Source organism: Sulfitobacter sp. 1A15106, from assembly GCF_043556995.1.
Taxonomy (GTDB): domain Bacteria; phylum Pseudomonadota; class Alphaproteobacteria; order Rhodobacterales; family Rhodobacteraceae; genus Sulfitobacter; species Sulfitobacter faviae.
On record NZ_JBIFFM010000006.1, the window covers coordinates 194,472 to 219,552 of the forward strand.

Sequence of the window (25,081 nt, forward strand, 5' to 3'; positions counted from 1 at the left end):
GTTCTTACGAATTCCCTGTAGGAGCGAACTTCATTACGCTGCAGTGCGACTATCAAGATGCGCCAGCCACTCGTTTGAGATCAGAGTCTCGTCCAGCTCCGCATAGTGATCAATGGTCGTCTGGAGCCGCTTGTGACCCAGCAAACGCTGAACCTTTGGCAGGTGGTCGAGGCTGTCCCTGAGCCAGATCCAACCGATCAGGTGGCGGTAGAGATGGGGGTTGATGCGGACGCCCACCTTTTCGTGCAAGCGGGCGGTCACCCGCTTGAGAAGGCCGGCGTAGTGGCCGTCAGCATTGGTTTTCCCTTGCGCTGGAAACAGATACGGGCTCTCCTTCTGTGAAGCAGTCAGTATCGCCGGGCGCACGGTCTCCAAATAGGTGCTAAGCAGCTTGCTCGCAGCTTTACCCAGTTGGATGGTCAGATCCGCGTCGCCAGCGCTCCGCATCTTGACCTGGGCAGCAGGCACCACGATACGCGCCCGACCATCTTGCCAGACCACCCAGTTCAGCCTCGCCTTTACGACGTTCTCGCTTCGAGGAGCTCGTGCGAGCAGGATATCATGCGCCAAGGCGGCCATAATATCGCGACCAAGCTCCGGGTCGATCACTTCGACGGCCTTGGGAAGGGAGCCGTCCGACTTGTGCGCAGCTTTCCGCTTACGCTGGATCGACGCGTCGATGTCGCGCAGCAGCACTGCGCTCAGATCGATGGTCCGCTGTATCCGCGTGTCATTAAACAGCCTGAGCTTGGACATGTTCCGCGGTGCGATGCCCTGATAGTTCACCTTATGCAGCGCGATCGTATCATCTATTTCTCGGAGATCCTCCGGCGAGCGGCAGAGATAGTCACGGGCGATCTTGCGCGCCGTCTTGAGCACACTGGTCACATAGGCGCTTGGGTATTCGCCTCGATTGACCTCCTTCAAGGTCTCTGCAGCGACATCGAGGAATTCCGGATCGGTGAGCTCTTCAATGGTCTCCGGCACAACCTCGACGGACGAGGCAACAGCCTTGGCCAGCGAAACAATGTAGCCGCGGCGCGTCGCGAGAGTCTTGTCGCTCCAAGTATGCTTGCCGATCAGGAAGCCGGCCTGCCGCAGCATTTCGGAGCGGCTGGGACCGTCTTGCCGACTGGATTGACCCGGTCTCCCGGCTTTTTCCAGCCGTTTTGCGCGCAGCTTCGCCTTCTTGTCGCTGATGTTGCCGACGGCCTCGCTCCGGTCCAGTTGCGCGATGAACTCGGCCCGGTTCAGCCCGTCGCGCGAAGCCTGTCCCTGCGCCCAAAGGGCCACACGCGTATCGAACTCCTTCATCAGGGTAGCGATCTGATCTGGGTTCACCCGGAACTTGTCGCGTCCGTCTTCGAACGGGTGTGGGGCTGCGATGAACCCGAAGGGGACAAACCCTGGTTCGGAGGAAAGGCGTGCGATCAATGTCGCAATCTCGCGAACGTGTTTCTCGCAGGCAGCGGAACTTTTGGACGAGGTCTCGACACGATGGTTGTAATAGGCAGCCAGGGTGTCCTGGGTGACCTCTGCTGGCGCGATGCCTTGGTCGTGGAGGAACAGGAGAAACGCGCCGCTGGCATATACAGCCGAGCGTGAAAGATCACTCGAACGGATAGCCTCATGGACCTCCTTGTATAGTCCAGCGATGTCATCGATGCGCCGCTTTCGTTGGCGTGGTTGGCTCGAGCCGGCCGCGTTCACGAGCATGGATCGGTATGTGGCGTAACTGCCGGTTGCGAGATCGAAGCGGGCTGGCTCGTTGCGATCGAAGAAGTCGATCACATCTTGTTTGCACACTGAGCGCAGCTCTGGGGCCCATCCGGCATTGCGGCACAACCAGCGCAGACGCGAAACGAGGGTGCCGTCCCCGTTTTGCTGGGCAACCTTGATCATGTCGGCGAAAGTGACGCTCGAACCCGGCTGCGACGCAAAGAGATCACGTCCCATGGCGGCTGACAGGGCAGACAGGGTCACGTTGCGCGGGCGAAGGCCCGGAATGTTCAGGATGTCGCTGACGGCTTTAGGGTTGAGTCCTGCGCGCAATGACAGCGCGCGCATGCTTTCACCGCTGGTTTCCAGGTAATCGCGCAGTATTTGATCGAGTGTCATGGAGTTTCCCTTTCAGGTTCGCAGGGGATTTCAAGTTCGAGGTCCGGCCTCACGGGGGTAGGCCGGACTCGAAGTTCGAAGATCGCCAGCCACTCGTCCTTTATTGTCCAAGATTTGCCGAGCTTGGCGGCTTGAAGCCTCACAATACCTTCTGGTGTGGGGCAGCCGTGGTTGATCCAGTCCCGGATCGTATGCGGGTCTCGGTTAAAGATTTCCGCGACTTCGCTGGCGGTGTAATAGACAGGCTTTTTCATGATGTTCCTCCATTGGGTCATGGAGGAATTAGGTTCCGCACTGCTTTCTCGGAAAATTCCGAAGCAAAAAAGACCTCTGAGATGCCGGAGGAGCTCCTGGAGCCACAGAGGCTTGCGAAGGAAAAGTGTCACGCCGGTAAGAGATATCTACTACCGGGATGACACCTTTTTTCCGCATCCAACCGATTTCTTCTCGATCTTCCGAACCGGTCTCACCTCCCTCCTGAACAAACAGGATGAGAGTGATGACTTTGACAAATCGAAACCTGCCGGCCCGTGATAGCTCAGGTCGGTTCTGCAATCCTGGCGCCTATCGCGTGGCTCACGCATGTCGCCCGACGACCTTCACCCCGGCATCTGAGGCGCGCCCAAAGTTGAGGGCGGCGTTGACACTGGCCAACCGCACCTTGCGGGAGGCGACCGAAGGCGAAGGTGTGCCAAGCGCTGTAATCCGCGCAAGCCCCGGAGCCGGAAAGAGCACACTTCAGCGAGAGCTCATGGCTGAACGCGCGTCTGAGGGGCAACTTGGGAACGTGGCCTTCCATGTGCCGACGCTTGCCTTGGCTGCGGAGGCGACACGCGAAGCGGAGTGCCTTGGCCTTTCTGCCCAAACCATCCGCGGCAGGTCTGCACCCAGACCTGACGGAAATGGTCAAATGTGCGCCAAGGCCGAGCTGGTCGAGCAAGCAAATCGGATTGGGCTCTCTGCAAAGGAGCATTTTTGCGAAACGAAGTTGGAAGATGGCACAGTTGCACGATGCCCCCATTTCGAGGAATGCGCCTATCTTGGCCAATTCAGAGTGGACGCAGCTTGCCACTTCCTCGCGACTGCATACTTTGCCTTGCCGAAGCAACCAGGCGTAGACCCGGCACTTAGGGTCGTGGACGAAACCTTCTGGAAAAACTTTCTCTGGATACGAGACATCGATCCCATCGCCTTCAGGGCGGCGCGGACATTTCTTCCGACGTCAGGCGCCGCAGATCATGCGGAACTCCTAAAAGCGGCAGCGCAAGTCATGGGTAAGCTTTGTGCTGGAGAGAGCCCGCTGGCATTGCCTTATTCTGCAAGCGATTTCACTGCTTTTGCTGAGCTTGAGCGCAAGGGCCAGGAACCCGCTTCTGACATTCGCCCCGACCAGGACTTCCTGACCCAGAAAATAAAACTGGAGAAGGCCGCTCAGGCGCATCGGAAGGTTTCACGCTTCGCAGCGATCTGGGAAGTGTTGGCTGAGGCAAAGCGTTTGGGCCTGACCGAGTGCGAGCGGCTTCGCCTATTTACAGATGGTGAAAAAGAGGTGCTGCGCGTGATGCGTAAGCAGCCGCTGCGGCACAAGGAACCTATGCTGGTTCTCGATGCCGATGCAGACACCGAGATCTTGGCCGCTCTCGGCTGTGATATTCGAGCAGAGCATGAACTGACCCTACGGCCTCGAGCCCATGTAGTGCAGGTCCACGATCACCAGATGTCCATCTCGGCACTGCTGAACAGCGAAAGCCACCGCGAGGGGTGCAGAAGGGTAATTGCAAGAGAAGTGCTGCGTGATCGCCTCGCGAAGAACACAGGCGTGCTTGTAGGTGCAACCCGGACGGTTGTGCAGAGGTTCTTCGAGGACGCCGGCCATGATTTCAGTTCAAAAAATGAGGCCGAGATCAACCAGATCATGCTTGGCACAAAGCTCCATGGGGCACGATGGCTCTGGCTCGGAGGTAGGTCGTTGGGATCGAACCGCTACAAGGACTGCTCCGCAGTGATCGTTCTTGGTCGTCAGGAGTTGCCTGTCTCGACGCTTGAGGATCAGGGGCGCGCACTGTGGGGAGATACACATGGGGAACCGCTGAACTTTGTGGCGCCGGATATGAGGGGCGGGCAATGGCTACCCTTGGTTGAACTGCCATATGAAATGGCAGACGGGAGTGGCATGGCGGTGAAAGTGCCATGCCATCCAGACCCCATGATCCGCCGTCTTCAATTGCAGTCACGCGAACTCGCTACGCGCCAGTTGGTTGAACGCCTCCGATTAGCACACGCGCCCTGCCGCAAGCGCGTCATTCTGGTTTGCAATATTCCAATCCCAGGTTTGCCTGTGAATGAAATAATTAGCTGGAATGCTCTGCAGGGGGACCGGATTGAGGCAGCTATTGCGCTTGCATTGATCGAAGGAAAAAGGATCAAGTTCGATTACAAGGGTATTGCAGAAGGAGCCCCAAGCGTTTTCAAGGACGTAAATGCGCTAAAAGGATATCTAAACCGCAACAAAGCTTCACAGCGGTTGCTGAATAGATTCAAAGAAGCTGCGAAGACCTTGGGTGGGAGCCTTCGCTTGGAAGATTGCGCAGCTATAACAGCACCAGTCGAGGCCCCTTGGTCAGTGGAGGGTTTGACATTCTAAAGGTGTAATTGCGATGGAACGCTGCGGCGTTGGACTACTGGCTGGGCAAGGGCGTCGTCAGAAATCTTCTTTATTGGGTTAGCGACCAGAGGCAACAATGCCCCTTCCTGTGGGCCGCCCACGCACAAGGTCTCGCTATAAGAAATCCGGTCATCTACTCCCGGTATCCTTCTCCCCCTTGAGGAGATGGTAAGGCGCATCCGCGATAAATCGGCGCAGGCGCTCCGGATCGTGCGGCCGGTCCCGACCGCTAACCCGAGCCAAGTAGGCCATATAGGCGATCGTCACGCCAGCCACAACAACTGACGCGATTGACACAACAATGTCAAAGGTAGCCATGTCCTCTCCTTTGTTCCGTCGTCCATGACGCAATGAACAAGATACATATAGCACGGGTTCTGTCACAAGGCATGCCGAACCATGCACATTTTGCAGGGGCCCTTCGTTTGTGACGACGATACAAGCTACGGTGTCGAAGTATCGGATCAATCCCAGTAAGGACGGCGCGAATACAGTGACTACATGGTCAATCACCTATGCTGACTTCAATGCTGACCTGAACAATGCTCATGAGATCCTGACTACCATGCCCCAGCTGACCGACCTTGCCTTAAAGCGCGCGTTAAACAGGTGGCGGAGCTGCTGGGCCAGCTGACCTACGACACCTGCGCAGAGACACAAGAAGAGTTCGCGAGTTCGGTGAGTTGTTCGGTGATGCACAGACCGTGTGCGCTGCACTGCAGAAACTTTAATCATGCTGATCCCGTTACTCCTCCAGCAACGATGAAGTCGCAATCACGCGACAGTCGTAAGATCAAAGGATCCCAGAATGAAACTGATTATGACAACAGCCGCCGCCGCCCTGATTTCCACTGCCGCTCTGGCTGACACATCGACCTACCGCCAGGACCTCTTCCTGGATACCTCGATCGGTGCTGAGAAGACCTACGGTGATGAAGCCCGCATGCTGGCACCCCTTGAGTCGACCAAAGCCAATGACATTACATTCAGCACAGCCGACAACAGCTTCGACGCCGACGCAGTCATGAGCACCCGCTCCGCAGAGCGCAGCCCCGGCGAAGGCTACATCTACGGTGGCTACGGCCCCGGCAACGACAGCCGTTAAGTAACAGTAGATCAGAGATCGCTGTTCTCCATTAGTGCGCCAGATTTAGGTTCTGGCGCACTTTTGCAATCGAAGCAATTGCTCCGAAGGCCGGTGACATGTCACCGCACGACAGATCTTCCCCGATGGTTGAAGAGGCTAATATCTTCAGTTGGCACTTTTCACATTTTGCAAGTGCGGCACAGGCAGGCTACAGGTGTCCCGGTTTCCCAGGAAGAAATCGACATCGATGTGATAAGCTTCACGCGAGGGAGGCAACATGAAACCCAAAGCGCCCAGATTTTCGTTCAAAGACCGCGCAGCTGAGAAAGCCGCCGCGCGTGAACGCGATGAAGAACTACTTCGTTCTGGTGAAGTTTCGCCGGCTGATATGGCACGCGCTAACGGCGGTTTCGTCCGAGGGGCGCGTTACAAAGGCCCAGCAAAGCGTATTCAGGCACTCGCTGCATCCCTGTCGTCAGATGACGACAGCGCCTAATTTGCCAATGGCGCGTAGGTGAGGAGAAATGCACGTCGCATCGAAGATCCTCGAAACTGTGAACGCTCCATACGGTGCGAACCGTTCGGCTTGTCAGCTTGCCGCCGCAATCTCAGACATTGAGATCGCTCAGTCTGCCAGGGGACCGGCCTTCTCCTTTTTCTCTGAAATCTCCCCGGAGCTTCAACTGTCTTTCATGTCAGAGATGGGACTTCCCCATGACAAGGTGCGGCAGGTCGCGAAGCACTTTCAGGCGCTTTGTCCGTTCCCCTTGGCACTCGCTGCGCCCCAGCCGTCAGAGGGCGACAGTGCCTGACTACCGACGTGTGGATTTTCAATTCACTATTAAACACCTCTATTTACGGCTCTGGCTTCGAGGTCTCTTTGGCCTCGGGAAGGTCTTTGGCATAGACAAGGTTCCCGTTTGGACCACTCACTTGGGACTGCTCAATACGGTGCACTCCCAATGCCCACATGCCTTGCGATGTAGGCCAGGTAACCGATGGTGCCTCTGGCAACGATCACGACAGTGACCGAGGCGGTGATTTCGAATGTGATCATTCTGGCAGTATCGCACAATTGACTGTCTGTGACTCCCCTGCCCTTGCGCTATACTTATAGATAGAGTTGAAGGAGCCTACCATGAAGAGCCCCCAAAAGATCGATCACTCCCGCGTCACAGCTGCCCTGGAAGGGCGGTTGGACCCTGCCGAGCTCAACGAGGCGGAGGATGCAGCCTGGGAGGCGGCGTTCATTATAAAAATGGGCCAGCCCAGCAACAAGGAAAGGGCGTTCTTCGCGCGCCGCCGGAGGCTTGGTCTCGGCGTTGGTGCCGAAGAGAACGACGACCTTGTCTATGAAAGTTCGTGTCCTCAGCGCTTTCGATAACCACCACTTTGTCAACAGCCGCAGGCCGGACGTAGGGAAAAAGCGTAGTGAAGAGTGCTACCTCTGGCTATGGCGCAGGGAGTAGCAACGGCCAACAAATCCCAAGCGCCTTGACAACGTGGGAAGAGAACAAGCATCGACAACAGGAGCTATGTCCCTTTGCTATGACCCCCGCGGCTTCCATCCGTGCCGATTTCTCTCGTTTCGCTCCGCGAAAAGCTATATTTTAAAGGGAAATACGCCCCCATGCTAAGGTAGGAAACGGTCTCGAAAACCGTTGAGCCTTCACGGGTTCCCAGGGTTCGAATCCCTGTCTCTCCGCCACTAACGCCTTGGGCGTGGTGCTTATTCCCCCCGATACGAAGACGCAGGTTAGTCGCCGCGCAAGGGGCGACGTCGCCGTCCTCCAAACCGGTCTGCTTAAAGACCAGGCACCCGCGTAGAAATCCAACGCCCAGCGGCCCCCGTCCCGCTTTAGCCAAATCCGCGCCTTGAACATTTCGGCGGATTGTCGCAACTATCCGCGCAGAGCAAGCAAGCGGTTTCATGAGTCCCAGCCAGCCAAGGATTTCTACAAGGGACAATAAAATGAAAACCAATACCGCCAAGCGCGTCGCGCTCTCTTGGCTGATGTGCTCGACCGCCACTCTCGCTTACGCGCAAGACGACACCGCCTTCGATCTCGGTGTGCTGCGCATTCAGACCTCAGCCGCTCAGGCTGTTTTGGGCAATGACGAGATCACCGAAACCGAAATCGAACAGCGCAACCCGGCGACCGTAGCCGATGTCTTTGCCGGCGAATCCGCGATCACCGCCAGCGGCGGCGCGCCGATCGCGCAGAAGGTCTATGTGAACGGGATCGAGGAAAGCTTGCTTTCCGTCACCATCGATGGCGCGCGACAGAACAAATCGGCCTTCCACCATACCGGCAACGTCCTGCTCGATCCGGCCTTGCTGAAATCCGTTGAGGTCAGCGCGGGGCTTGCCCCGGCGGATCAGGGGCCAAACGCGCTGGCGGGCTCTATCGCCTATACCACCAAAGACGCCCGTGACCTATTGGACGGGGATGATCCCTTTGGAGGTCGCTACACGCTGTCCTATGGCAGCAATGGCCAAGGGTTCCGCAACACCCTGACGCTCTTCGGGCAGAACGACGGTTTCGAATATCTGCTGAGCGGCACCCGGGCGACGGGCGATGACTATGAAGACGGCTCGGACAGCACCATCACCGGCACGGCGGCGGACCTGACCGACTATATCGCGAAATTCGCCTATACCTCTCAAAGTGGCAAACGTCTGAGCTTTTCGGCGTCTGAGACCACTGACAACGGCCTGCGCGCGTCTCAGGGTGGCTTCATCCGTCCCGACTTTGCCGATGTGATCGGGCGCGACACAGTGCTTTATGAAGCGCTGTCGCAACGCACATCCTATACCCTGACCTATGAGGATGAGAACCCCTCGGGCATCTGGGCGCCCTATGCGCAGCTCAGCTACAACGAGCAGGCGATGGACGTAGGCTCGCTTTATGGTGTGAACAAAAGCTTCAGCGGTGTGCTGAGCAACGACTTCACGCTCCGCAACGGCAGCGTCAATGTCGGTGTCGATTTCTTTGACGAAAGCGCCGAAGGCTATGACAACACGGTCAGCCCGCGCAGTTCGAGCGGCCGCGAAGAGCTTAGCAACATCGGTATCTTCGCCCAAGCGCGGCAGGATCTGTCGGACCGCATCTCCGTATCCTACGGCGGGCGCTATGACTGGGCGTCCTTCGAAGGCGCGGATGGGAGCGATTTTGACGCCGGCGGCGCCAGCGTCAACGGCTCGGTCGATTACGTCTTGAACGATCAATGGACCCTCAACGCAGGGGCCGCCTCCAGCTGGGGCGGTTATGAGTTGGGCGAGGCCGCATTGGTCAACTTCCGCACCCCGTGGAATTATGACGGCTTCACCACCTCGCGCGCCAATGCGGTGCGTTTGGGCCTGCGTTACGACAGCGGCCCTTGGGCGGTCAAAGGCGCGCTCTTCGACACTGAGATCGAAGACATCAACGCCGTTCTGCCCTCAAGCGGCGCACGCGGTGCTGTGGACGATCTGACATCGCGCGGCTTCGACGGGTCGGTCACCTATACCGGCGCGCGCGGCTTCGCGACCTTGAACTACACCTATGCCGATGTGCAAACCAACGACGCGACAACCGCCACGACCGCCTATTACCTTGGCCGTCCGGTCGGCCATATCTTTGGCTTCGAAGCGGGCTATGACGTGACCGAGGAATGGCGCATTGGGGCGACCGCGCAGATCGCCTTGGAGAACGAAGATACCGATGTGTCGCTCGACGGCTATGAGGTGGTCAATCTCTACGCGGAATACAAACCGCGGCGGATGGAGAACCTGAACGTGCGCATGGACGTGCAGAACCTGTTCGACGCGACCTATGCAAGCCGCAGTTCCGATGGGCTTGGGCTTGCCAATGTGGTGCCCTTGACCGAACCGGGCCGCACTGTCAGCCTGACCGCGTCGATCAGCTTTTAACTGACGCAGGTATCGCCCCCCTTTGCGCGGGGGCGATACCCTTTTCCGGCGCATGCCGCCTACGGTTCCTTCCGCAGTCCTCCTCCCGCTTGATCCAGATCAATGCAGCCGCGCCCAGCCTGCCCCATAATGGCCGTGGTCACATGAGGAGCGTCGCCATGCAAAATGCCACCATCACAGTCGTTCTGGGGGTCGATGCCCGGCCCAATCAGCTAGAGGCCCTCGCCCGCGAGGCGCAGACCCAGGGCGCGCATCTGATCGTTCTTCTGCTCAGCGAAACCCCTGCCGTCCCGGTCTATTCGATGGGGGTGGGCGAACTCAGCACCTATTCCCTCCCGGCAGGCTGGCAGGCGGATGTGGACGCGGCCCGCGAGGCGGTCGAAAAACAGCGCGCGGAATTTTCCCAATATCTTACCGACCAAGGCGCCAGCGCGGATGTGCGCGCGGTCTGTGGCGATGCCTCTGCCCTCCGCAACACGGTAGCGCGGGCGGGGCTGACCTGTGACGCGGTGCTTATCGGCACGGACCTGCGCGAGGACAAGCGCCTATTTGAGGACATCGTCCATGCCGCCCTCTTCGAGTCCGCCGTGCCGGTTCTGCTCAACACCGCGCAGACCAAGGTGGCCTTGACCCCACAATCGGTCTTCGTCGCATGGAAAGCGGGCATTCCCGCCACGCGGGCGATCCGCGCCGCTCTGCCAATCCTGCGCAATGCGCGGGAGGTAACGGTGGCGCTTTTCGATCCGGTCTCGATCTCGGCCTATGACGGTGAGAACCCCGGCACCGATGTCGCCGCTTGGCTGACCCACCAAGGCTGCAACGTTGCCGTGCAGCAATATGCCAGCGGAGGCGCGGACATTGGCACCGCCATCCTGAAACGCGCCAAAGAAACCGGGGCCGATCTGATCGTCATGGGCGCCTATGACCACTCCCGCCTGCGTGAGATGGTTTTTGGTGGCACGACCCGCAGCCTGATTGAACAAAGCGCCTTTCCTGTGCTTCTGTCGCACTAACGCCCATCGAAAGGACCCCCTATGCGCCCTCACCTCGCTGCCCTCGCCGGGCTTTCCTGCGCCCTCCTCTCCGCCTGTTCGGAGGGGTCTTCTGACGACACCGACCGGGTGCGCGCGGGGCAGCGGGTCTATGCCAAGGAATGCGCCGCCTGCCACGGGGCGCAGGGCGAAGGGGGCGGTCCGATGTCCTTGCATCTAAATGTGGTGCCACCGGATTTGGCCGGGCTGAAACAGCGCAATGATGGCTACTTCCCGCGCGAGTTTGTCAGCCGCTTTGTCATGGGCCAGCTTGCAAAAGACGACCCCGCCTCACCCATGCCGGACTTTTCCGCGGTGGGTCTGCGCCACGTCTACCCCAATGGCGGCGCGGATGGGGAGGTGCTGGAAACCGATTTCGCCAATCTGCTCGACTATCTGGAAGCGATCCAGTGGTAGGGCCGACGTGGTTCGGGAGGCAGCCCCCGGGCACTTAGCGCGCCCCCGCCCTGCATTGCGCCCCCGCCCCCTGTCACGCTATCGGATGCCCTGCCCCGCAGCCCCTACAGACGGAACCCTCGCATGAAGATCAACGACGAAAGCCCCGTTCTGCTGGCCCTTCTGGACGCCGCCGTCGATGCCATGGTGGTGGCGGATCACGCGGGCAATATCCTGCGGGTGAACAAAGCGGCGGCCACGCTCTTCGGCCATCCGGTCGAGGATTTGGTAGGGCAGAACGTGCGCATGCTGATGCCCGGGGATATGGCCGTTCAACATGACGGCTTTCTGCGCCACCATCTCGAGACCGGAGAGAAACGCATCATCGGCGTGGGCCGCGACGTGGAAGGGCTGCGCGCCGATGGCAGTATCTTCCCGCTGCATCTTTCCGTGGGCCGCGCCGATATCTCGGGCGAGGTCGCCTTTGTCGGCATCATGCACGATCTGTCGCGTCGAAAAGCCGCCGAGGAGGCCACCGCCCGCTCGCAACGGATGGACGCCATCGGCCAGATGACCGGCGGCATCGCGCATGATTTTAACAACCTTCTGACGGTCGTGATCGGCAATCTGGAACTGCTGGAGATGTCGGAAACCTCGGCCAAAAGCGGCGCGCTGATCTCGGACGCGTTGGAGGCGGCAGAGATCGGCGCCGATCTCACCTCACGCCTGATGGTCTTTGCCCGCAAGACCACGTTGAACGCGGCGGAGATCGACCTCAACGCCGAAGTCTCAAAAGCCGTGGCGATGCTCAAACGCACCATCGGCGCGCATATCGCGGTTGAGACGGGCTTTGCCGAGGACCTTTGGCAGGCCAAGGTGGATGCCACCCAGCTTCAGACTGCCGTGCTCAACATTGCACTCAATGCCCAAGATGCCATGCCTTCGGGCGGGAAAATCACGCTGGAAACCCGCAACATGCAGCTCGACGACACCTATGTCGCGCAGGAGATCGGCATCGACATGGGCAACTACATCCGCCTGTCGATCGCGGACACGGGCGAAGGCATGTCTGCCGAGACTCGCACCCGCGCGATGGAGCCGTTCTTTTCGACCAAACCGGTCGGCCAAGGAACGGGGCTGGGCCTGTCGATGGTTTACGGCTTCATCAAGCAATCCGGCGGGCATATCGCAATCTACAGCGAATTGGGCAAGGGCACGACGATCAGCCTCTATTTCCCCGCCCTCGTGGACAGCACCGGCGCGCGGGCGGCCTCCAGCGACGCGCCAGAGCAGCACGCCGGGATCGGCACCGGCCTGCGCGTGCTGCTGGTCGAGGATGACCCGATGGTCCTGCGCCTGTCGGAGCGACGGCTGGAGTCGCTCGGGTTCGACTGCGTTACGGCAACCACCGGCGATGCGGCTTGGGACATCCTGCAAGACCGTGACGACATCGACGTGGTCTTTACCGATCTGGTGATGCCGGGGGAGTTGTCGGGCCATGCGCTGGCCAAACGGGTCGCGGCGGAAATGCCCGATCTGCGAATATTGATCACCTCGGGATTTTCCGAAAACATCCTGCGCGGCGAGGAAGAAAGCAACGCCTTCGCCCTCTTGCGCAAACCCTACAGGCAAGCGGATCTGGCCGAGGCGTTTCGTGCCTTGTTACGGGACTAACCCGAGGTGGCGGTGGGGCTTTCGGTCAGCACATAACCCACCCCGCGCACCGTCTTGATCAACAGCGGACGCGCCGGATCACGCTCGACCTTCTTGCGCAGCCGCGCCACTTGGTTGTCGATGGTGCGGTCCAAAGGCGCCCAATTCTGCCCGTCGATCAGATCCATCAACCGGTCCCGCGACAAGGGCTTTTTCGCGTGGTTCACGAAGGCGGCCAGAAGTTTGAAATCAGCCGTGGTCAAATCCCCCTCCTGCCCGTTCCGGCCTACCAGCAGCATCCGGTCGAGGTTGATCTTCAGCCCATCAAGCGCAAGCCACGGCTCTGCATTTTGCGGTGCGGGCGTCTCCGCCTCGCGCTTGCCGCTGCGCCGCAAGACGGATTTCACACGGGCCAAGACCTCTCGCACATGGAAGGGTTTGGTCAGATAGTCATCCGCGCCCAGTTCCAACCCGACAACACGGTCAATCACATCGTCCTTGCCCGTAACCATGAAGATCGGCACCTCATGATCGCGGCGAAGGTCGCGCGCGATGTCCAGCCCGTCCTCCGCGCCGAGGTTCAGATCCAAGGTCACCAGATCGAAAGCCTCCGCCGCAAAGGCCGCGCGCACGCTCTGCGCGTCATGCGCCTCGGTCACAAGGTAGCCGTCGCTTTCAAGGCAGCGCCTCAGAAGCGTCCGGATCTTGGCATCGTCATCAACAACAAGGATCTTCTTCGCGGTCACGCCCATCACCCCAAAAGTTGCGTTTGTATAGTCCGCAACCCAAGCGAGCACCACCCGCCACGCCATCCCCTGCGACAAAGCGTTACAAACGGATACGAGACCGCAGGTCGTTCTGCGACATGCGCCTGAGAATGTGACCGCGCCGCAGAAAGGACGATCGCATGTACGTGACGCTATCCAATGAGTTCACCCCCGCAACCAAAGTGCCCGAGGTGCAGCTTTGCTCTCGCACCCCCGCCGCGCAATCGCCGCGCAAGCGGCAGGCGGTCGGCAGCCATCTGTTTCACGAGGGCGATATCGCCAACCATATCTATGAGATCACCTCGGGCGTCTTTCGCCTGACCCGCGTGCTCGACAACGGGCGGCGGCAGGTCATCGCCTTTGGCCTGCCCGGCGACATCATCGGCTTTCCCAATGGCGCGCTCCATCACAGCGATTGCGAGGCGATCCAGACGGCAGAGGTGATCGCCCACCGCCGCCATGCGCTCGACGATTTCGAGGGGGATCACGAGACGCATAAACGGCTGTTGAACGCTGCCCTGCGTGAGATTTCGGCGATGCAGGATCACTTCATGATGCTGGCGCGCAAATCCGCGCTGGAAAAGGTTGCCTCCTTCCTCATCACGCTGGCGGAGCGCACCGGCAGGCCGATCGGCAGCTACACCACCTGCGCCTTGCCGATGACCCGCAGCGACATCGCGGATTTCCTCGGCCTGACGATTGAGACGGTGAGCCGCACCCTGACCCGCCTGCGCAAGCAAGATATCATCGCGCTCGAGACCTCTCAGACCGTGCTGATCAAGGATATGGACGCGCTGATCTCGGCCTCTCAGGCCGCCGACTGACGGCGGGCTTGTACTGGGTTAAGAAAACGCGGGTCTCGGCCCGCGTTTTGCGTTTTTAGGTCGCCTTTTCGGTATCTCGCTGGTGGGTGTCCCCATCAGGCACCCCATTCTCCAGCAAAATCCGCGCCGCGTCTCCTTCAAGGTCATCGTATTGCCCGTTGCGCAGCGTCCAGAGACAGGCCGCAAGCCCCGCTGCGCCAAGACAGACGGAGACGGGGATGAGAACAATCAGGATATTCATCGGCGCACCGCATTCAAAACCACGAGGATGGATGAGGAAGACATCACCGCCGCCGCCATCAGCGGGGTGGCGAAGCCCATGACCGCCACCGGGATCGCGACCGCGTTATAGGCGGCGGCCAGCCCGAGGTTCTGGCGAATGCGGCTGCGCGCCCGACGGGCCAGCCGCAGGGTATCGGCGACCGCCGAGAGATCACCGCCCAGCATTACCCCGTCTGAGGCGACCCGCGCGGCATCCAGCGCCGTGGCGGGCGCGAGAGAGGCATGCGCCCCGGCAAGCGCCGCCGTGTCATTCAGCCCGTCGCCCACCATGAGCACCCGCTTGCCCCGCGCGGCCATGTCGCGGACCAGACCGGCCTTGTCCTCGGGCCGAACGGCGGCATGAACCTTGGCGATCCCGAGGGTTTCGGCCAACGCTTCTGCACGCTGCGCGGTATCGCCGGTGACCATCGCCACCGCCATCCCACGCCCGCGCAGGGCGCTGACAACTTCCGCTGCCCCGGCGCGGGGTGTTTCGGACAGGGGCAAAGGAATACGGCGATCAGGCAGATGCAGTTCCGGCCCCTCCAGCCCACGACGCAAAGAGACCCGCGCCCCGTGCCATAGACCGCAGACGCCCTCGCCCGGCACCTCTTGCAGGTCGCGCAGATCGGCGGGCATCTGCCCCTGCAACGCCGCCGCCAAGGCGCGCGAGGCGGGGTGGTCAGACGCCTGCGCGAGGGCAAGCGCGACCGATGCCACCTCTGCATCAAGCGCAGACAGCCGCGCAACGCCTTCGGTCAACGTGCCGGTCTTGTCGAAGAGAACCGTGTCGATCTCGGCCAAACGCTCCAACGCCGTGGGGGATTTCAGCAGCACGCCCGCGCGGAACAAACGCCCGGTCATCGCCGCCGTTACCGCCGGAATGGCCAGCGCCAACGCGCAGGGGCATGTGATGATCAGCGTCGCCGTGGCCACGGCAATCGCGTGATAAAGGTCCCCCGTCAGTGCCCACCAGACCACGAAAGCCAGCGCCGCCAGCCCATGCACAACCGGCGCGTAAAGCCGCGCCGCGCGGTCCGCGATCCCGCTGTAACGGTGTTTGCCGGTCTCGGCGACCTCGACCAAAGCCGCAAGGCGGCGCAGGGTGCTGTCCTCGGCCCGGCGGGTGACCCTTAGGGTCAGCGGCGTGCCAAGGATTACCTCGCCCGCGCAGATCGGCCCGCCCGCCGCCACCGCGACGGGGTCGGCCTCTCCGGTCAGGGCGGAGCGGTCCACCATCACCGCGCCCAAGGCGATGCCATCCACCGGCGCGCGCGCCCCGGCGGCAAGGGCGATGCGGTCATCGGGCATCAGGGCGCTGACGTCCACCGTCTCACGCCTCGTGGCGGTCAGGCGCGTCGCGCGGGGCAGCTCCAGCGCCGTTAACTCCGCCGCGGCGGAACGTGCTGTGGCCCGCGCGCGATGCTCAAGATAGCGGCCCACCAGCAGGAAAAAGGTCAGCGAAAGCGCCGCATCGAACCAAGTATGCGCCCCGGTGGCGGCGAAAGTCTCATAAAGCGAGGTCGCCGCCGCCAGCAGGATCGCCAGCGCAATCGGCACATCCATATTCATCCGCCCAGCCCGCAGGGCGACAGCGGCAGAGGCAAAGAACGGCACCGCGGAAAAGGCCAAGGCGGGCAGCGCGATGGTGGCGGAGACCCAATGAAACATCTCGCGTGTGATATCGCCCGCCCCGGACCAGACCGCGACGGAGACTGCCATCACATTCATCATGGCAAAGCCCGCCACGGCGGCGCGGGCCAGCAGACGGCGGCCCGTGTCATCCCCCGCAGGCCGCAGGGCGGTCGCGTCCAGCTCATGTGCCTCGAAGCCCGCGTCGTTCAACGCCTGAAGCGCGGCGCTGGCGTCATAGCCGGGGCTCAGCACGATCCGCACCCGTTTGGCCCCAAGGTTGACCCGCGCGGCTTTGACCGAGGGCAAGTGGGCCAAAACCCCCTCGACCCCCGCAATACAGGCCGCGCAGCGGATCTGCGGCAGGGCAAGATGGATGGCCTTGTCGTTCTCCGCGATGCGCTGCGCCGCGGCCTCAGCCGTGGGGGTGCCTGCGACACAGCCGGGACAGGCGGCGACGGTCATCGTGTCACCTGCAAGGGAATGCGGCGGCGAAAGAGCGTGCCATCCGCGGCGCGCATCTCGACCCGCAGGTTCCAGTTGCCGGGGCCTGCGGTGACCGGCGCAACCCACGCGCGGCGAGCCCAGGCGAAGTCGGGCGTCATGTCATCCGCCACGGTGGTCGCCCGGCCCAATGTCGCCGCGATGATCTCGGGCTGCACCACGCCATTGGCATCCTGCACCGCCAAGCGGAGCGTCTCCCCCGTCAACTCGGTCTGCACCGCCCAGCCGAGCGCTTCCTGCGCCGCGCGGTCGCTGTCGAAATTCTGCGAGGCGACGTAGCTCGATTCGGTTTCCTTGCCCGGGAAGGTGCGCACCGCATTGAAAGCGAGCGCGAGGTTCACCGCGATGATGATCGAAAACCCGCCCACGAAGATCGCCAGCACATGCCAGCCTGTCAGGGGGCGCCCCCGTTGCAATTGCGCTGCGGTCATTGGCTGTCCTTTCCATTGAAAATCGTGTCACCAAAGGCCCGCTCGCCCGAGCGGACGTCTTCGACCCAGAACCGCAGATCGCTGCGCGGCGCGATGGCGGCGTCATTCTGCGGCGGGGCGATGACATAGACCCGTTGCAGGCGGGTGGTGTCGGCGGGCACGGAGACCACCGAACCCGCCGCCCCCTCGACGCTGAGGTCCAAGCCACGGTCTCCGGCGAGAGACAGCCGGAAATCCCGTGCCTCCCCATGTTTGTTGCGCAGACGGATGTCATAGGCGTTGCGGATCGACCCGTCCGAGAGGGTGACGAAGGTCGGATTGCGCACCGGCGCCACGGTCATGTCGATCTCGGGCCGGATGAAGAGCGCCACGACAAGCGCCACACCGATGGCGGCCCAAGCGGCGGTATAGATTAAGGTACGCGGGCGGAAGACATGCTGCCAAAGCGGCTTGGGCTGCCAGGGCGGCGCAGTGGCCCCGGCGACATCGCCCGCGGGCGCCTCGGCAAGGCCCGCCACGGCGGCGCTTTCCTTGGGCGCGGTGGGCGGCTCATCATCCAGCGCGAGATAGTCGATCAGCCCGCGCGGGCGGCCAATCTTGGCCATCACATCGTCGCAGGCATCGATACAGAGCGCGCAGGTGATACATTCCATCTGCTGGCCTTCGCGGATGTCGATCCCCATCGGGCAAACCGCGACACAGGCGTTGCAATCAATGCAATCGCCCAAAACCTCGCCGTCCCGCGACTGGCGGTCGCCCGCGGTGTTTTTGTCGAGCGCCGCACCATAGCGGGCCACCGCATCGCCGCTGCCGATCGCCTCTGCCGCCGCTTTCTGGCGCTTCACCCCGCCCTTGCCGCGCGGCTCGCCCCGCCATTTGCGGTAGCCGACGGTCAGCGTGCCGGGGTCCATCATCGCGCCTTGGATGCGGGGCCAAGGGCACATGTAGATGCAGACCTGTTCGCGCATGAAACCGCCAAAGATGAAGGTCGTGGCCGTCAGCACGCCGATGGTGGCATAGGCCACGGGGGCGGCTTGCAGGGTCACGAGGTCGCGCGCCAGACTGGGCGCATCGGCAAAGTAAAAGACCCAAGCCCCGCCCGTCGCCACCGCGATCAACAGCCAGACCACCCATTTCGCCCCCCGCAGCCGTGCCTTGCGCAGGCTCCAGGGTGCGTTGTGCAGACGGATGCGCGCGTTGCGGTCGCCCTCGATCCAACGCTCCACGGTCATGAAGAGGTCAGACCAGACGGTCTGCGGGCAGGCATAGCCACACCAGACCCGCCCCAGAGCGGAGGTAAACAGGAACAGCCCCAACCCCGCCATGATCAGCAGCCCGGCCACGAAGTAGAATTCATGCGGCCAAATCTCGATCCAGAAGAAATGGAAGCGCCGGTTTGCGAGATCGACCAGAACCGCTTGGTCCGGCAGGTTCGGCCCCCGGTCCCAGCGGATCCAGGGGGTGATGTAATAGACCCCCAGCGTGAGGATCAGGATCACCCATTTTAACCGACGAAAGAACCCACTGACCCGGCGGGGAAAGATCGGCTCGCGGGCGGCGAAAAGCGGGGGGGCGGCGTTGGACATGGGCAGTAGGCTCCGGTGTTACGTCTTGCGGCCTACACCCCTAGGGCGCAGGCCGCTTTGATCTGCATCAATCCGCAGATTATTTGTCGTACCGGTTTAGTCGGCAGCGGCACCCTCGGCATCGACTGCAGCCTCGCCGCCGCCCAGTCCGTGGACATAGGCGGTCACGGCACGCACTTCGGCCTCGCCCAGACGGGCCTGCCACGGCGGCATCACCCCCATACGCGGCGCTTTGAGCTGCCGCAGGATCGCCTCATGGCTGCCGCCGCGCAGCCAGATCGCATCGGCAAGGTTCGGCGCGCCCAACTCACGGTCACCAAGGCCACGCTCCCCATGGCAGGCGCTACAGTTGTCGACATAGACCTCTGCCCCCGCCTGCGCCGCGCCCGCGTCATGCTCAAGCCCCGAAAGGCTGCGCACGAAATGCACGGTGGCGTCGAGCTCGGCCTCCTCCATCCAATCGAACGGCGGCATCTCCGAGAAACGCGCGTCGGGGTCATCCTCGTTGCGGATGCCGTGGCGCACGGTATAGGCGATCTCCTCCATCGTGCCGCCCCAGAGCCAATCGTCATCCAGAAGGTTGGGATAGCCCGAGGCCACCACACCCCCTGCCCCCGCGCCGTGGCATTGCGAGCAATTTGCCGCAAAGACCGAGCGCCCGGCCTGTGTCGCGAAACGGTGCAGCTCTTCGTTGTCCTTGAGCACCCCCAGATCGACGGTGACGAGGCTTTCGGTCAGATCGGCATTCGACAGGTCCACACGCGCAATCTCGGCAGCGACCTCGCCCCGGGTGGAATAGCCCAGCAGCCCCGCCGTCGCGCCTGAGACCATCGGCCAGGCGGGATAGAGAATGGTATAGATCACGCCCCAGACGACGGTGGCATAGAAGGTCCAGAGCCACCAGCGCGGCAGCGGCGTGTTCAGCTCTTCGATCCCGTCCCAACTGTGGCCTGTGGTCTCGGTCCCGGTGGCGGGGTCGATCTTGGGTTTATCGGTCATGTGCGGGCTCCGTCGTTGCGGGCTTGATCGGGGTCGTCGTTGCGAAACGGGACGGCGGCGGCATCGTCGTGCAGGGCGCGCGAGCCGGGGCGAAAGGCCCAAGCAATGACGCCCAGAAAGATCAGCGTCAGGATCAACAGCGCCCAGCTATCCGCCAGTTCACGCAGGAAAGAATAGGTGTCCATTGCGGGCTCCTCAGCGGCTGGCATCAGGCACGAAGGTCGAGAAATCGACCAGCGTTCCGAGCATTTGCAAATAGGCGATCAGGGCATCCATCTCGCTCACCCCAGGCTGGCCGTCGAAGTTGCGCACCTGCGCGCCGGGGTAGCGGTCCAGCAGCTCGTCGTAATCGCCGAAAGGGTCGACCTGCACCCGGAAATCGCCACGGACATTCGCGATCATCTCATCGCTATAGGGCACGCCGACCGTGCGGTGGGTGGCCACCAGATCGGTCACATCCTCAGGCTCAAGCTTGGCCTCCATCAGGAAAGCGTATTTCGGCATGACGCTTTCCGGCACCACCGATTGCGGGTCCATCAGGTGATCGACATGCCACTCGTCCGAATAGCGCCCGCCCACGCGTGCCAAATCCGGCCCGGTGCGTTTGGAGCCCCATTGAAACGGATGGTCGTACATGGATTCGGCGGCAAGGCTGTAATGGCCGTAACGCTCCGTCTCATCGCGCATCGGGCGGATCATCTGGCTGTGGCAGACATAGCAGCCCTCGCGCACATAGATCTCGCGCCCGGCCAGTTCCAGCGGCGAATAGGGGCGCATGCCCTCGACCTCTTCGATCGTATTCTCCAGCCAAAAGAGCGGCGCGATTTCGACGATCCCACCGATGCTCACCACCCCGAGCGAGGCGATCAGCAGTAGCGTCGCATTGCGTTCAAACCGCTGGTGAAAAGTGATCGCCTCCGTCTCGGGCGGCAGCTCGTTGGGGATTTTGCCCGTCTTCAAGCCTCCGCTGGCGGTGACCACCTTCGGGTCGTCAGCGGGGTCATAGTTGGGGCTGTGGGGGTTCTTGGCCATTGATCTTACTCCGCTGGCAGGGCGACGGTGACGGGGCGGGCCTGCGGGGCGCGGATGGTCATCCACATGTTCCAGACCATCACCGCACCCCCCGCGAGGTAGAGCACCCCGCCCAGACCACGGACCACATACATCAGGAATTTCGCTTCGACGGTGTCGGCAAAGCTGTTGACGAGGAAGCCATTGGCGTCGACCTCGCGCCACATCAGCCCCTCCATGATGCCCGAGACCCACATCGACGCGGCGTAGAGCACGATCCCGAGGGTCGCGAGCCAGAAATGCAGGTTGATCGCCGACAGCGAATGCATCTGCGCCCGGCCCCAGAGCCGCGGGGTCAGGAAGTAGAGCGCGCCGAATGTGATCAGCCCGTTCCAGCCAAGCGCGCCGGAATGCACATGGCCGATGGTCCAGTCGGTGTAGTGGCTGAGGCTGTTCACCGCGCGGATCGACATCATCGGCCCCTCAAAGGTCGACATGCCGTAGAAGGCGAGCGAGGCCACGAACATGCGGATGATCGGATCGGTGCGGATCTTGTCCCACGCGCCTTCGAGCGTCATCAGCCCGTTGATCATGCCACCCCATGAGGGCATCCACAGGATGATCGAAAACACCATCCCCAGCGTCGCCGCCCAATCGGGCAAGGCAGTGTAGTGCAGATGGTGCGGACCGGCCCAGATGTAGAGGAAGATCAGCGCCCAGAAGTGGATGATGGACAGTTTGTAACTATAGACCGGGCGGCCCGCCTGTTTCGGCACGAAGTAATACATCATACCCAGGAACCCGGCGGTCAGGAAAAAGCCCACGGCGTTGTGGCCGTACCACCACTGCGTCATCGCATCCTGCACGCCCGCGAAGACCTGCACCGACTTCGAGCCCCAGATCGACACCGGAATGGCGAGGTTATTGACCACATGCAGCATGGCGACGGTGATGATGAAGGCCAGAAAGAACCAGTTGGCGACATAGATATGCCGCTCGCGCCGCTTCAGGATCGTGCCGAAGAAGACGGCGAGGTAGACCAGCCAGACGATGGTGAGCCAGATGTCCACGTACCATTCCGGCTCGGCATATTCCTTGGATTGGGTCGCGCCCAGCAGATAGCCCGTGGCCGCCAGAACGATGAAAAGCTGATAGCCCCAAAAGACGAACCAAGCCGCGTTCCCACCCCAGAGCCGTGCCGAAGAGGTGCGCTGCACGATGTAGAAAGACGTGGCGATCAGCGCGTTGCCGCCAAAGGCGAAGATCACCGCGCTGGTGTGCAGCGGACGCAGGCGGCCAAAGTTGCCATAGGGCTGCGCCCAGTCGATGTTCAGCGCGGGAAAGGCCAGTTGGAAGGCGATGAAGGTGCCGACCAAAAACCCCACCACGCCCCAAAAGGCGGTGGCGATGACGCCATAGCGAATGGGGCCATCCATATAGCCCTGCGGCGCCACAGCTGCGACAGGCACCGCGCCGTCAACAGGCATCCGGCGCAATTGCCAGAAAAACAACCCTGCGGCCACCAACATGACCAGCAGGGCGTGAACCATATAAGCCGGATCGCGCGCCCAATCCGCCCCGAGTGCTGCAAAGAACACTATAAGCGCAAGCACGATCAACTTGAGCGTATCGAACATATTCCGAATCCCTTCATCTTTGGGAGACGGATCGCATGGGCCCCAAACCGCCGCTTTGATCTATGTCAAAACCGGGCGGATAAGCCTGCGAAGGGATCGTTTTTCTTAAGGCGACGGCCTAGCTCTTGGCCCGCGCCCCGCTGGGGTCATACATCGGTTTCAGACTGGCCTCGGCCTTGATCCGGCGGCCTGCCACGTCGATCTCATAGGTCGAGGCCAGCAGATCGGCGGGGCTTTCGCCCGCGCAGGGCACATAGCCCAGCCCGACTGCTCCGCCCAAGTGATGGCCATAGTTGCCGGAGGTGAGATAGCCCACGATCGCCCCCTCCCGCAGGATCGGTTCGGCGTGGTAGAGCAATGGCTCGGGGTCTGTCAGGCGGAATTGCAGGATCCGCAGCTTCAGCCCCTCCTCCTTTTTGCGCAGCACCGCGTCGCGGCCAATGAAATCGGGCTTGTCGGTCTTCACCGCAAAGCCCAAGCCCGCCTCCAGCACATGATCCTCGCAGGTTATGTCATGGCCGAAGTGGCGAAAGCCCTTTTCAATCCGGCAACTGTCCATCGCGTGCAGGCCGCAAAGCTTCAGGCCAAAGGCCGCGCCCGCCTCGATCAGCACCTCAAACACATGGCCCGCCATCTCGGCGCTGACGTAAAGCTCCCAGCCCAACTCGCCCACATAGGACACCCGATGCGCCCGGGCGAGGCCCATGCCGATCTCGATTTCGCGCGCCATGCCAAAGGGGTGCGTCTCATTCGAGAAGTCATTGGGGGAGACCGCCTGCAACACGTCCCGCGCCTTCGGCCCCATAATCGCGAGCACCGCCTCACCCGCCGTCACATCGGTGATCACCACCATCCGGTCGCCAGCATGGCGGCGCAGCCATGTCTCATCCGCCAGCCGCGTCGCTGCCGGAGTGACGACAAGATAGGCGGTCTCGCTCAGCCGGGTTACGGTGACATCCGCCTCGATCCCGCCGCGAGGGTTGAGGAACTGAGTGTAGACGATCTTGCCCACCGGCACCGCCATCTGCGCGCCGCAGACGTGGTTCATGAAAGCTTCGGCCTCTGGCCCCTCGACGCGGATTTTGCCGAAAGACGACATATCGTAAAGCCCCACGCCCGCGCGGATGGCGGCATGTTCGGCGGCTTGATTGTCGAACCAATTCTGCCGGCCCCAAGCATAGCGATATTCGCGCGGCTGCCCGGGATCAGCGAACCAATTGGCCCGTTCCCAGCCTGCGAATTCGCCCATGACCGCGCCATGCTCCAGCAGATGCGCATGGAGCGGGCTGCGCCGGATGCCCCGCGCGGTGGCCTTTTGGCGGTAGGGGAAGTGATCGGCATAGAGCAGCCCCAGCGTTTCGGTCGACCGTTCCGCCAGATAGGTCTTGTTGCCCTGAAAGGGCTGCATCCGCGCAATGTCCACGTCACCCAGATCAAAGGGCCTCTGCCCTTCCTCCATCCACTGCGCCAGCGCCATGCCCGCCCCGCCTGCCGATTGGATGCCGATGGAGTTGAACCCTGCGGCGACCCAGACATTGTCCATCTCGGGCGCTTGACCGAGGTGATAGGCATCGTCGGGGGTGAAACTTTCGGGGCCGTTGAAAAAGGTATGGATCCCCGCCTCCGCGAGCAGCGGCAGCCGCTTGACCGCCATCTCGAGGATCGGCTCGAAATGGTCGAAATCATCGGGCAATTGATCGAACTCGAAACTCTCGGGGATGCCGTCCAGCGCCCAAGGTTTGGCCACGGGTTCGAAGGCGCCGAGCAGGATCTTCCCCGCATCCTCTTTGTAATAGGCGTATTCATCGGGGATGCGCAGCACCGGCAATTCGCGCAAGCCCGGCACGGCCTCGGTGACGATATAGAAATGCTCACAGGCTTGCAGCGGCACGTTGCAGCCCAGCATCCGGCCCACGTCCTGCCCCCACATGCCCGCGCAATTGATGACATGTTCGGCCTCGATCCGGCCCGTGCTGCCATCCTCCCCGGCCCAGTCCACCGCCGTGATCCGACGCCCCGCGCGGGTGACCCCCGTCGCCTTGACCCGCTCGGCCACCACCGCGCCACGCGCCCGGGCGCCCTTGGCCAAGGCCAGCGCGATATTGGCCGGATCGCCCTGCCCGTCTTTCGGCAAATAGACCGCGCCGGTCATGCCCTCGGTCTTCACATGGGGGTATTTCGCGCGGACCTCTTCAGGGGTGATCTCTTCGACCTCGACGCCAAAAGCGCGGGCCATGGCGGCCTGCCGCAGGATCTCCTCGCGCCGCGCAAGCGTCAGGGCGGCGGTGATCGAGCCCACGCGCTTGAACCCGGTGGCGACCCCGGTTTCCCCCTCCAACGCACCGTAGAGTTCTTGCGAGTATTTCGCCAGCCGCGTCATGTTCTGCGTCGCCCGCAACTGCGCGATCAGCCCCGCCGCGTGCCATGTGGTGCCCGAGGTCAGTTGTTTGCGCTCCAGCAGAACCACATCGGTCCAGCCCAGTTTCGTCAGATGATAGGCGACCGAACAGCCGATCACGCCACCGCCGATGATCACCGCGCGGGCCTTGGAAGGCAGCTGTCCCAT

General features: G+C 61.9%; 22 protein-coding genes and 1 tRNA gene. 10 read left to right on the top strand and 13 right to left on the bottom strand.

Annotated features, from left to right (window positions below; genetic code table 11):
• Positions 1-33 precede the first annotated feature (33 nt).
• Together ACGYKA_RS11490 and ACGYKA_RS11495 are read right to left on the bottom strand one after the other, a co-directional pair.
• Positions 34-2,118 (bottom strand): tyrosine-type recombinase/integrase, encoded by a 2,085-nt coding sequence (locus ACGYKA_RS11490; RefSeq protein WP_394409361.1) that lies wholly within the window; start codon positions 2,116-2,118, stop codon positions 34-36.
• On the bottom strand, positions 2,115-2,372 hold the full coding sequence (locus ACGYKA_RS11495; RefSeq protein ID WP_394409358.1) for a helix-turn-helix domain-containing protein: 258 nt from the start codon (positions 2,370-2,372) through the stop codon (positions 2,115-2,117). Before ACGYKA_RS11495 ends, ACGYKA_RS11490 begins: the two co-directional genes overlap by 4 nt.
• Positions 2,373-2,617: 245 nt before the next feature.
• On the opposite strand from ACGYKA_RS11495, the gene ACGYKA_RS11500 reads away from it, so the two are divergent.
• A complete protein-coding gene (locus ACGYKA_RS11500) occupies positions 2,618-4,762 on the top strand; it encodes a hypothetical protein (protein WP_394409355.1) in 2,145 nt (714 codons plus the stop codon).
• Positions 4,763-4,912: 150 nt separating this feature from the next.
• Here the strand turns inward: ACGYKA_RS11500 and ACGYKA_RS11505 are convergent, their stop codons facing one another.
• Positions 4,913-5,101 (bottom strand): hypothetical protein, encoded by a 189-nt coding sequence (locus ACGYKA_RS11505; protein ID WP_394409352.1) that lies wholly within the window; start codon positions 5,099-5,101, stop codon positions 4,913-4,915.
• A 490-nt stretch (positions 5,102-5,591) separates the two neighbouring features.
• Here ACGYKA_RS11505 and ACGYKA_RS11510 point away from each other — a divergent pair, with 490 nt between their 5' ends.
• From ACGYKA_RS11510 to ACGYKA_RS11545, 8 genes are all read left to right on the top strand, one after another.
• The gene (locus ACGYKA_RS11510; RefSeq protein ID WP_394409349.1) at positions 5,592-5,888 is read left to right on the top strand and encodes a hypothetical protein; all 297 of its coding nucleotides are present in this window, start codon (positions 5,592-5,594) and stop codon (positions 5,886-5,888) included.
• Between the two features lie 259 nt (positions 5,889-6,147).
• Positions 6,148-6,366: a hypothetical protein gene (locus tag ACGYKA_RS11515; RefSeq protein WP_394409346.1), complete on the top strand. Its 219-nt coding sequence runs from the start codon at positions 6,148-6,150 to the stop codon at positions 6,364-6,366.
• Between the two features lie 642 nt (positions 6,367-7,008).
• On the top strand, positions 7,009-7,254 hold the full coding sequence (locus ACGYKA_RS11520; RefSeq protein ID WP_394409343.1) for a hypothetical protein: 246 nt from the start codon (positions 7,009-7,011) through the stop codon (positions 7,252-7,254).
• A gap of 232 nt (positions 7,255-7,486) precedes the next feature.
• Positions 7,487-7,578, top strand: a tRNA-OTHER gene (locus tag ACGYKA_RS11525).
• A gap of 264 nt (positions 7,579-7,842) precedes the next feature.
• Positions 7,843-9,783: a TonB-dependent receptor domain-containing protein gene (locus tag ACGYKA_RS11530; RefSeq protein ID WP_394409302.1), complete on the top strand. Its 1,941-nt coding sequence runs from the start codon at positions 7,843-7,845 to the stop codon at positions 9,781-9,783.
• Between the two features lie 158 nt (positions 9,784-9,941).
• Positions 9,942-10,796 carry a universal stress protein gene (locus ACGYKA_RS11535; RefSeq protein ID WP_394409299.1) on the top strand — a complete coding sequence of 285 codons (855 nt, stop codon included), beginning with the start codon at positions 9,942-9,944 and terminating at the stop codon, positions 10,794-10,796.
• A 21-nt stretch (positions 10,797-10,817) separates the two neighbouring features.
• Positions 10,818-11,231 carry a c-type cytochrome gene (locus tag ACGYKA_RS11540; protein ID WP_394409296.1) on the top strand — a complete coding sequence of 138 codons (414 nt, stop codon included), beginning with the start codon at positions 10,818-10,820 and terminating at the stop codon, positions 11,229-11,231.
• Between the two features lie 123 nt (positions 11,232-11,354).
• Positions 11,355-12,884, top strand: coding sequence for a PAS domain S-box protein (locus tag ACGYKA_RS11545; protein ID WP_394409293.1), 1,530 nt, complete (start codon positions 11,355-11,357; stop codon positions 12,882-12,884).
• On the opposite strand, the gene ACGYKA_RS11550 is transcribed toward ACGYKA_RS11545, so the two are convergent.
• Positions 12,881-13,615 carry a response regulator gene (locus ACGYKA_RS11550; protein WP_394409291.1) on the bottom strand — a complete coding sequence of 245 codons (735 nt, stop codon included), beginning with the start codon at positions 13,613-13,615 and terminating at the stop codon, positions 12,881-12,883. The two genes, ACGYKA_RS11545 and ACGYKA_RS11550, sit on opposite strands and share 4 nt — an antisense overlap.
• A 155-nt stretch (positions 13,616-13,770) precedes the next feature.
• On the opposite strand from ACGYKA_RS11550, the gene ACGYKA_RS11555 reads away from it, so the two are divergent.
• The gene (locus ACGYKA_RS11555) at positions 13,771-14,454 is read left to right on the top strand and encodes a helix-turn-helix domain-containing protein (RefSeq protein ID WP_394409288.1); all 684 of its coding nucleotides are present in this window, start codon (positions 13,771-13,773) and stop codon (positions 14,452-14,454) included.
• A 55-nt stretch (positions 14,455-14,509) separates the two neighbouring features.
• Here the strand turns inward: ACGYKA_RS11555 and ccoS are convergent, their stop codons facing one another.
• The 9 genes from ccoS to ACGYKA_RS11600 form a co-directional block, all read right to left on the bottom strand.
• On the bottom strand, positions 14,510-14,695 hold the full coding sequence (ccoS, locus tag ACGYKA_RS11560) for a cbb3-type cytochrome oxidase assembly protein CcoS (protein WP_394409286.1): 186 nt from the start codon (positions 14,693-14,695) through the stop codon (positions 14,510-14,512).
• Positions 14,692-16,812 carry a heavy metal translocating P-type ATPase gene (locus tag ACGYKA_RS11565; protein ID WP_394409283.1) on the bottom strand — a complete coding sequence of 707 codons (2,121 nt, stop codon included), beginning with the start codon at positions 16,810-16,812 and terminating at the stop codon, positions 14,692-14,694. Before ACGYKA_RS11565 ends, ccoS begins: the two co-directional genes overlap by 4 nt.
• A complete protein-coding gene (locus ACGYKA_RS11570) occupies positions 16,809-17,282 on the bottom strand; it encodes a FixH family protein (protein ID WP_394409281.1) in 474 nt (157 codons plus the stop codon). The genes ACGYKA_RS11565 and ACGYKA_RS11570 overlap by 4 nt, the downstream gene beginning before the upstream one ends.
• The gene (ccoG, locus tag ACGYKA_RS11575) at positions 17,279-18,868 is read right to left on the bottom strand and encodes a cytochrome c oxidase accessory protein CcoG (protein ID WP_394409278.1); all 1,590 of its coding nucleotides are present in this window, start codon (positions 18,866-18,868) and stop codon (positions 17,279-17,281) included. The genes ACGYKA_RS11570 and ccoG overlap by 4 nt, the downstream gene beginning before the upstream one ends.
• A gap of 96 nt (positions 18,869-18,964) precedes the next feature.
• Positions 18,965-19,867: a cytochrome-c oxidase, cbb3-type subunit III gene (gene ccoP / locus ACGYKA_RS11580; protein ID WP_394409275.1), complete on the bottom strand. Its 903-nt coding sequence runs from the start codon at positions 19,865-19,867 to the stop codon at positions 18,965-18,967.
• Positions 19,864-20,052: a cbb3-type cytochrome c oxidase subunit 3 gene (locus tag ACGYKA_RS11585; RefSeq protein WP_136720504.1), complete on the bottom strand. Its 189-nt coding sequence runs from the start codon at positions 20,050-20,052 to the stop codon at positions 19,864-19,866. The genes ccoP and ACGYKA_RS11585 overlap by 4 nt, the downstream gene beginning before the upstream one ends.
• A 10-nt stretch (positions 20,053-20,062) precedes the next feature.
• Positions 20,063-20,899: a cytochrome-c oxidase, cbb3-type subunit II gene (gene ccoO, locus ACGYKA_RS11590; RefSeq protein WP_394438781.1), complete on the bottom strand. Its 837-nt coding sequence runs from the start codon at positions 20,897-20,899 to the stop codon at positions 20,063-20,065.
• A 5-nt stretch (positions 20,900-20,904) separates the two neighbouring features.
• Entirely contained in the window at positions 20,905-22,515 is a 1,611-nt protein-coding gene (gene ccoN, locus ACGYKA_RS11595) for a cytochrome-c oxidase, cbb3-type subunit I (protein WP_394409272.1), read from the bottom strand.
• 118 nt (positions 22,516-22,633) lie between these two features.
• Entirely contained in the window at positions 22,634-25,081 is a 2,448-nt protein-coding gene (locus ACGYKA_RS11600) for an FAD-dependent oxidoreductase (RefSeq protein WP_394409269.1), read from the bottom strand.

Coding starts and splice junctions, on each gene's coding strand:
- ccoG (WP_394409278.1), bottom strand. CDS start 18,868: ATGTCCAACGCCGCCCCCCCGCTTTTCGCCGCCCGCGAGCCGATCTTT.
- ACGYKA_RS11505 (WP_394409352.1), bottom strand. CDS start 5,101: ATGGCTACCTTTGACATTGTTGTGTCAATCGCGTCAGTTGTTGTGGCT.
- ccoN (WP_394409272.1), bottom strand. CDS start 22,515: ATGTTCGATACGCTCAAGTTGATCGTGCTTGCGCTTATAGTGTTCTTT.
- ACGYKA_RS11565 (WP_394409283.1), bottom strand. CDS start 16,812: ATGACCGTCGCCGCCTGTCCCGGCTGTGTCGCAGGCACCCCCACGGCT.
- ccoS (WP_394409286.1), bottom strand. CDS start 14,695: ATGAATATCCTGATTGTTCTCATCCCCGTCTCCGTCTGTCTTGGCGCA.
- ccoO (WP_394438781.1), bottom strand. CDS start 20,899: ATGGCCAAGAACCCCCACAGCCCCAACTATGACCCCGCTGACGACCCG.
- ACGYKA_RS11570 (WP_394409281.1), bottom strand. CDS start 17,282: ATGACCGCAGCGCAATTGCAACGGGGGCGCCCCCTGACAGGCTGGCAT.
- ccoP (WP_394409275.1), bottom strand. CDS start 19,867: ATGACCGATAAACCCAAGATCGACCCCGCCACCGGGACCGAGACCACA.
- ACGYKA_RS11515 (WP_394409346.1), top strand. CDS start 6,148: ATGAAACCCAAAGCGCCCAGATTTTCGTTCAAAGACCGCGCAGCTGAG.
- ACGYKA_RS11535 (WP_394409299.1), top strand. CDS start 9,942: ATGCAAAATGCCACCATCACAGTCGTTCTGGGGGTCGATGCCCGGCCC.
- ACGYKA_RS11495 (WP_394409358.1), bottom strand. CDS start 2,372: ATGAAAAAGCCTGTCTATTACACCGCCAGCGAAGTCGCGGAAATCTTT.
- ACGYKA_RS11600 (WP_394409269.1), bottom strand. CDS start 25,081: ATGGGACAGCTGCCTTCCAAGGCCCGCGCGGTGATCATCGGCGGTGGC.
- ACGYKA_RS11500 (WP_394409355.1), top strand. CDS start 2,618: ATGACTTTGACAAATCGAAACCTGCCGGCCCGTGATAGCTCAGGTCGG.
- ACGYKA_RS11585 (WP_136720504.1), bottom strand. CDS start 20,052: ATGGACACCTATTCTTTCCTGCGTGAACTGGCGGATAGCTGGGCGCTG.
- ACGYKA_RS11520 (WP_394409343.1), top strand. CDS start 7,009: ATGAAGAGCCCCCAAAAGATCGATCACTCCCGCGTCACAGCTGCCCTG.
- ACGYKA_RS11550 (WP_394409291.1), bottom strand. CDS start 13,615: ATGGGCGTGACCGCGAAGAAGATCCTTGTTGTTGATGACGATGCCAAG.
- ACGYKA_RS11530 (WP_394409302.1), top strand. CDS start 7,843: ATGAAAACCAATACCGCCAAGCGCGTCGCGCTCTCTTGGCTGATGTGC.
- ACGYKA_RS11555 (WP_394409288.1), top strand. CDS start 13,771: ATGTACGTGACGCTATCCAATGAGTTCACCCCCGCAACCAAAGTGCCC.
- ACGYKA_RS11545 (WP_394409293.1), top strand. CDS start 11,355: ATGAAGATCAACGACGAAAGCCCCGTTCTGCTGGCCCTTCTGGACGCC.
- ACGYKA_RS11510 (WP_394409349.1), top strand. CDS start 5,592: ATGAAACTGATTATGACAACAGCCGCCGCCGCCCTGATTTCCACTGCC.
- ACGYKA_RS11490 (WP_394409361.1), bottom strand. CDS start 2,118: ATGACACTCGATCAAATACTGCGCGATTACCTGGAAACCAGCGGTGAA.
- ACGYKA_RS11540 (WP_394409296.1), top strand. CDS start 10,818: ATGCGCCCTCACCTCGCTGCCCTCGCCGGGCTTTCCTGCGCCCTCCTC.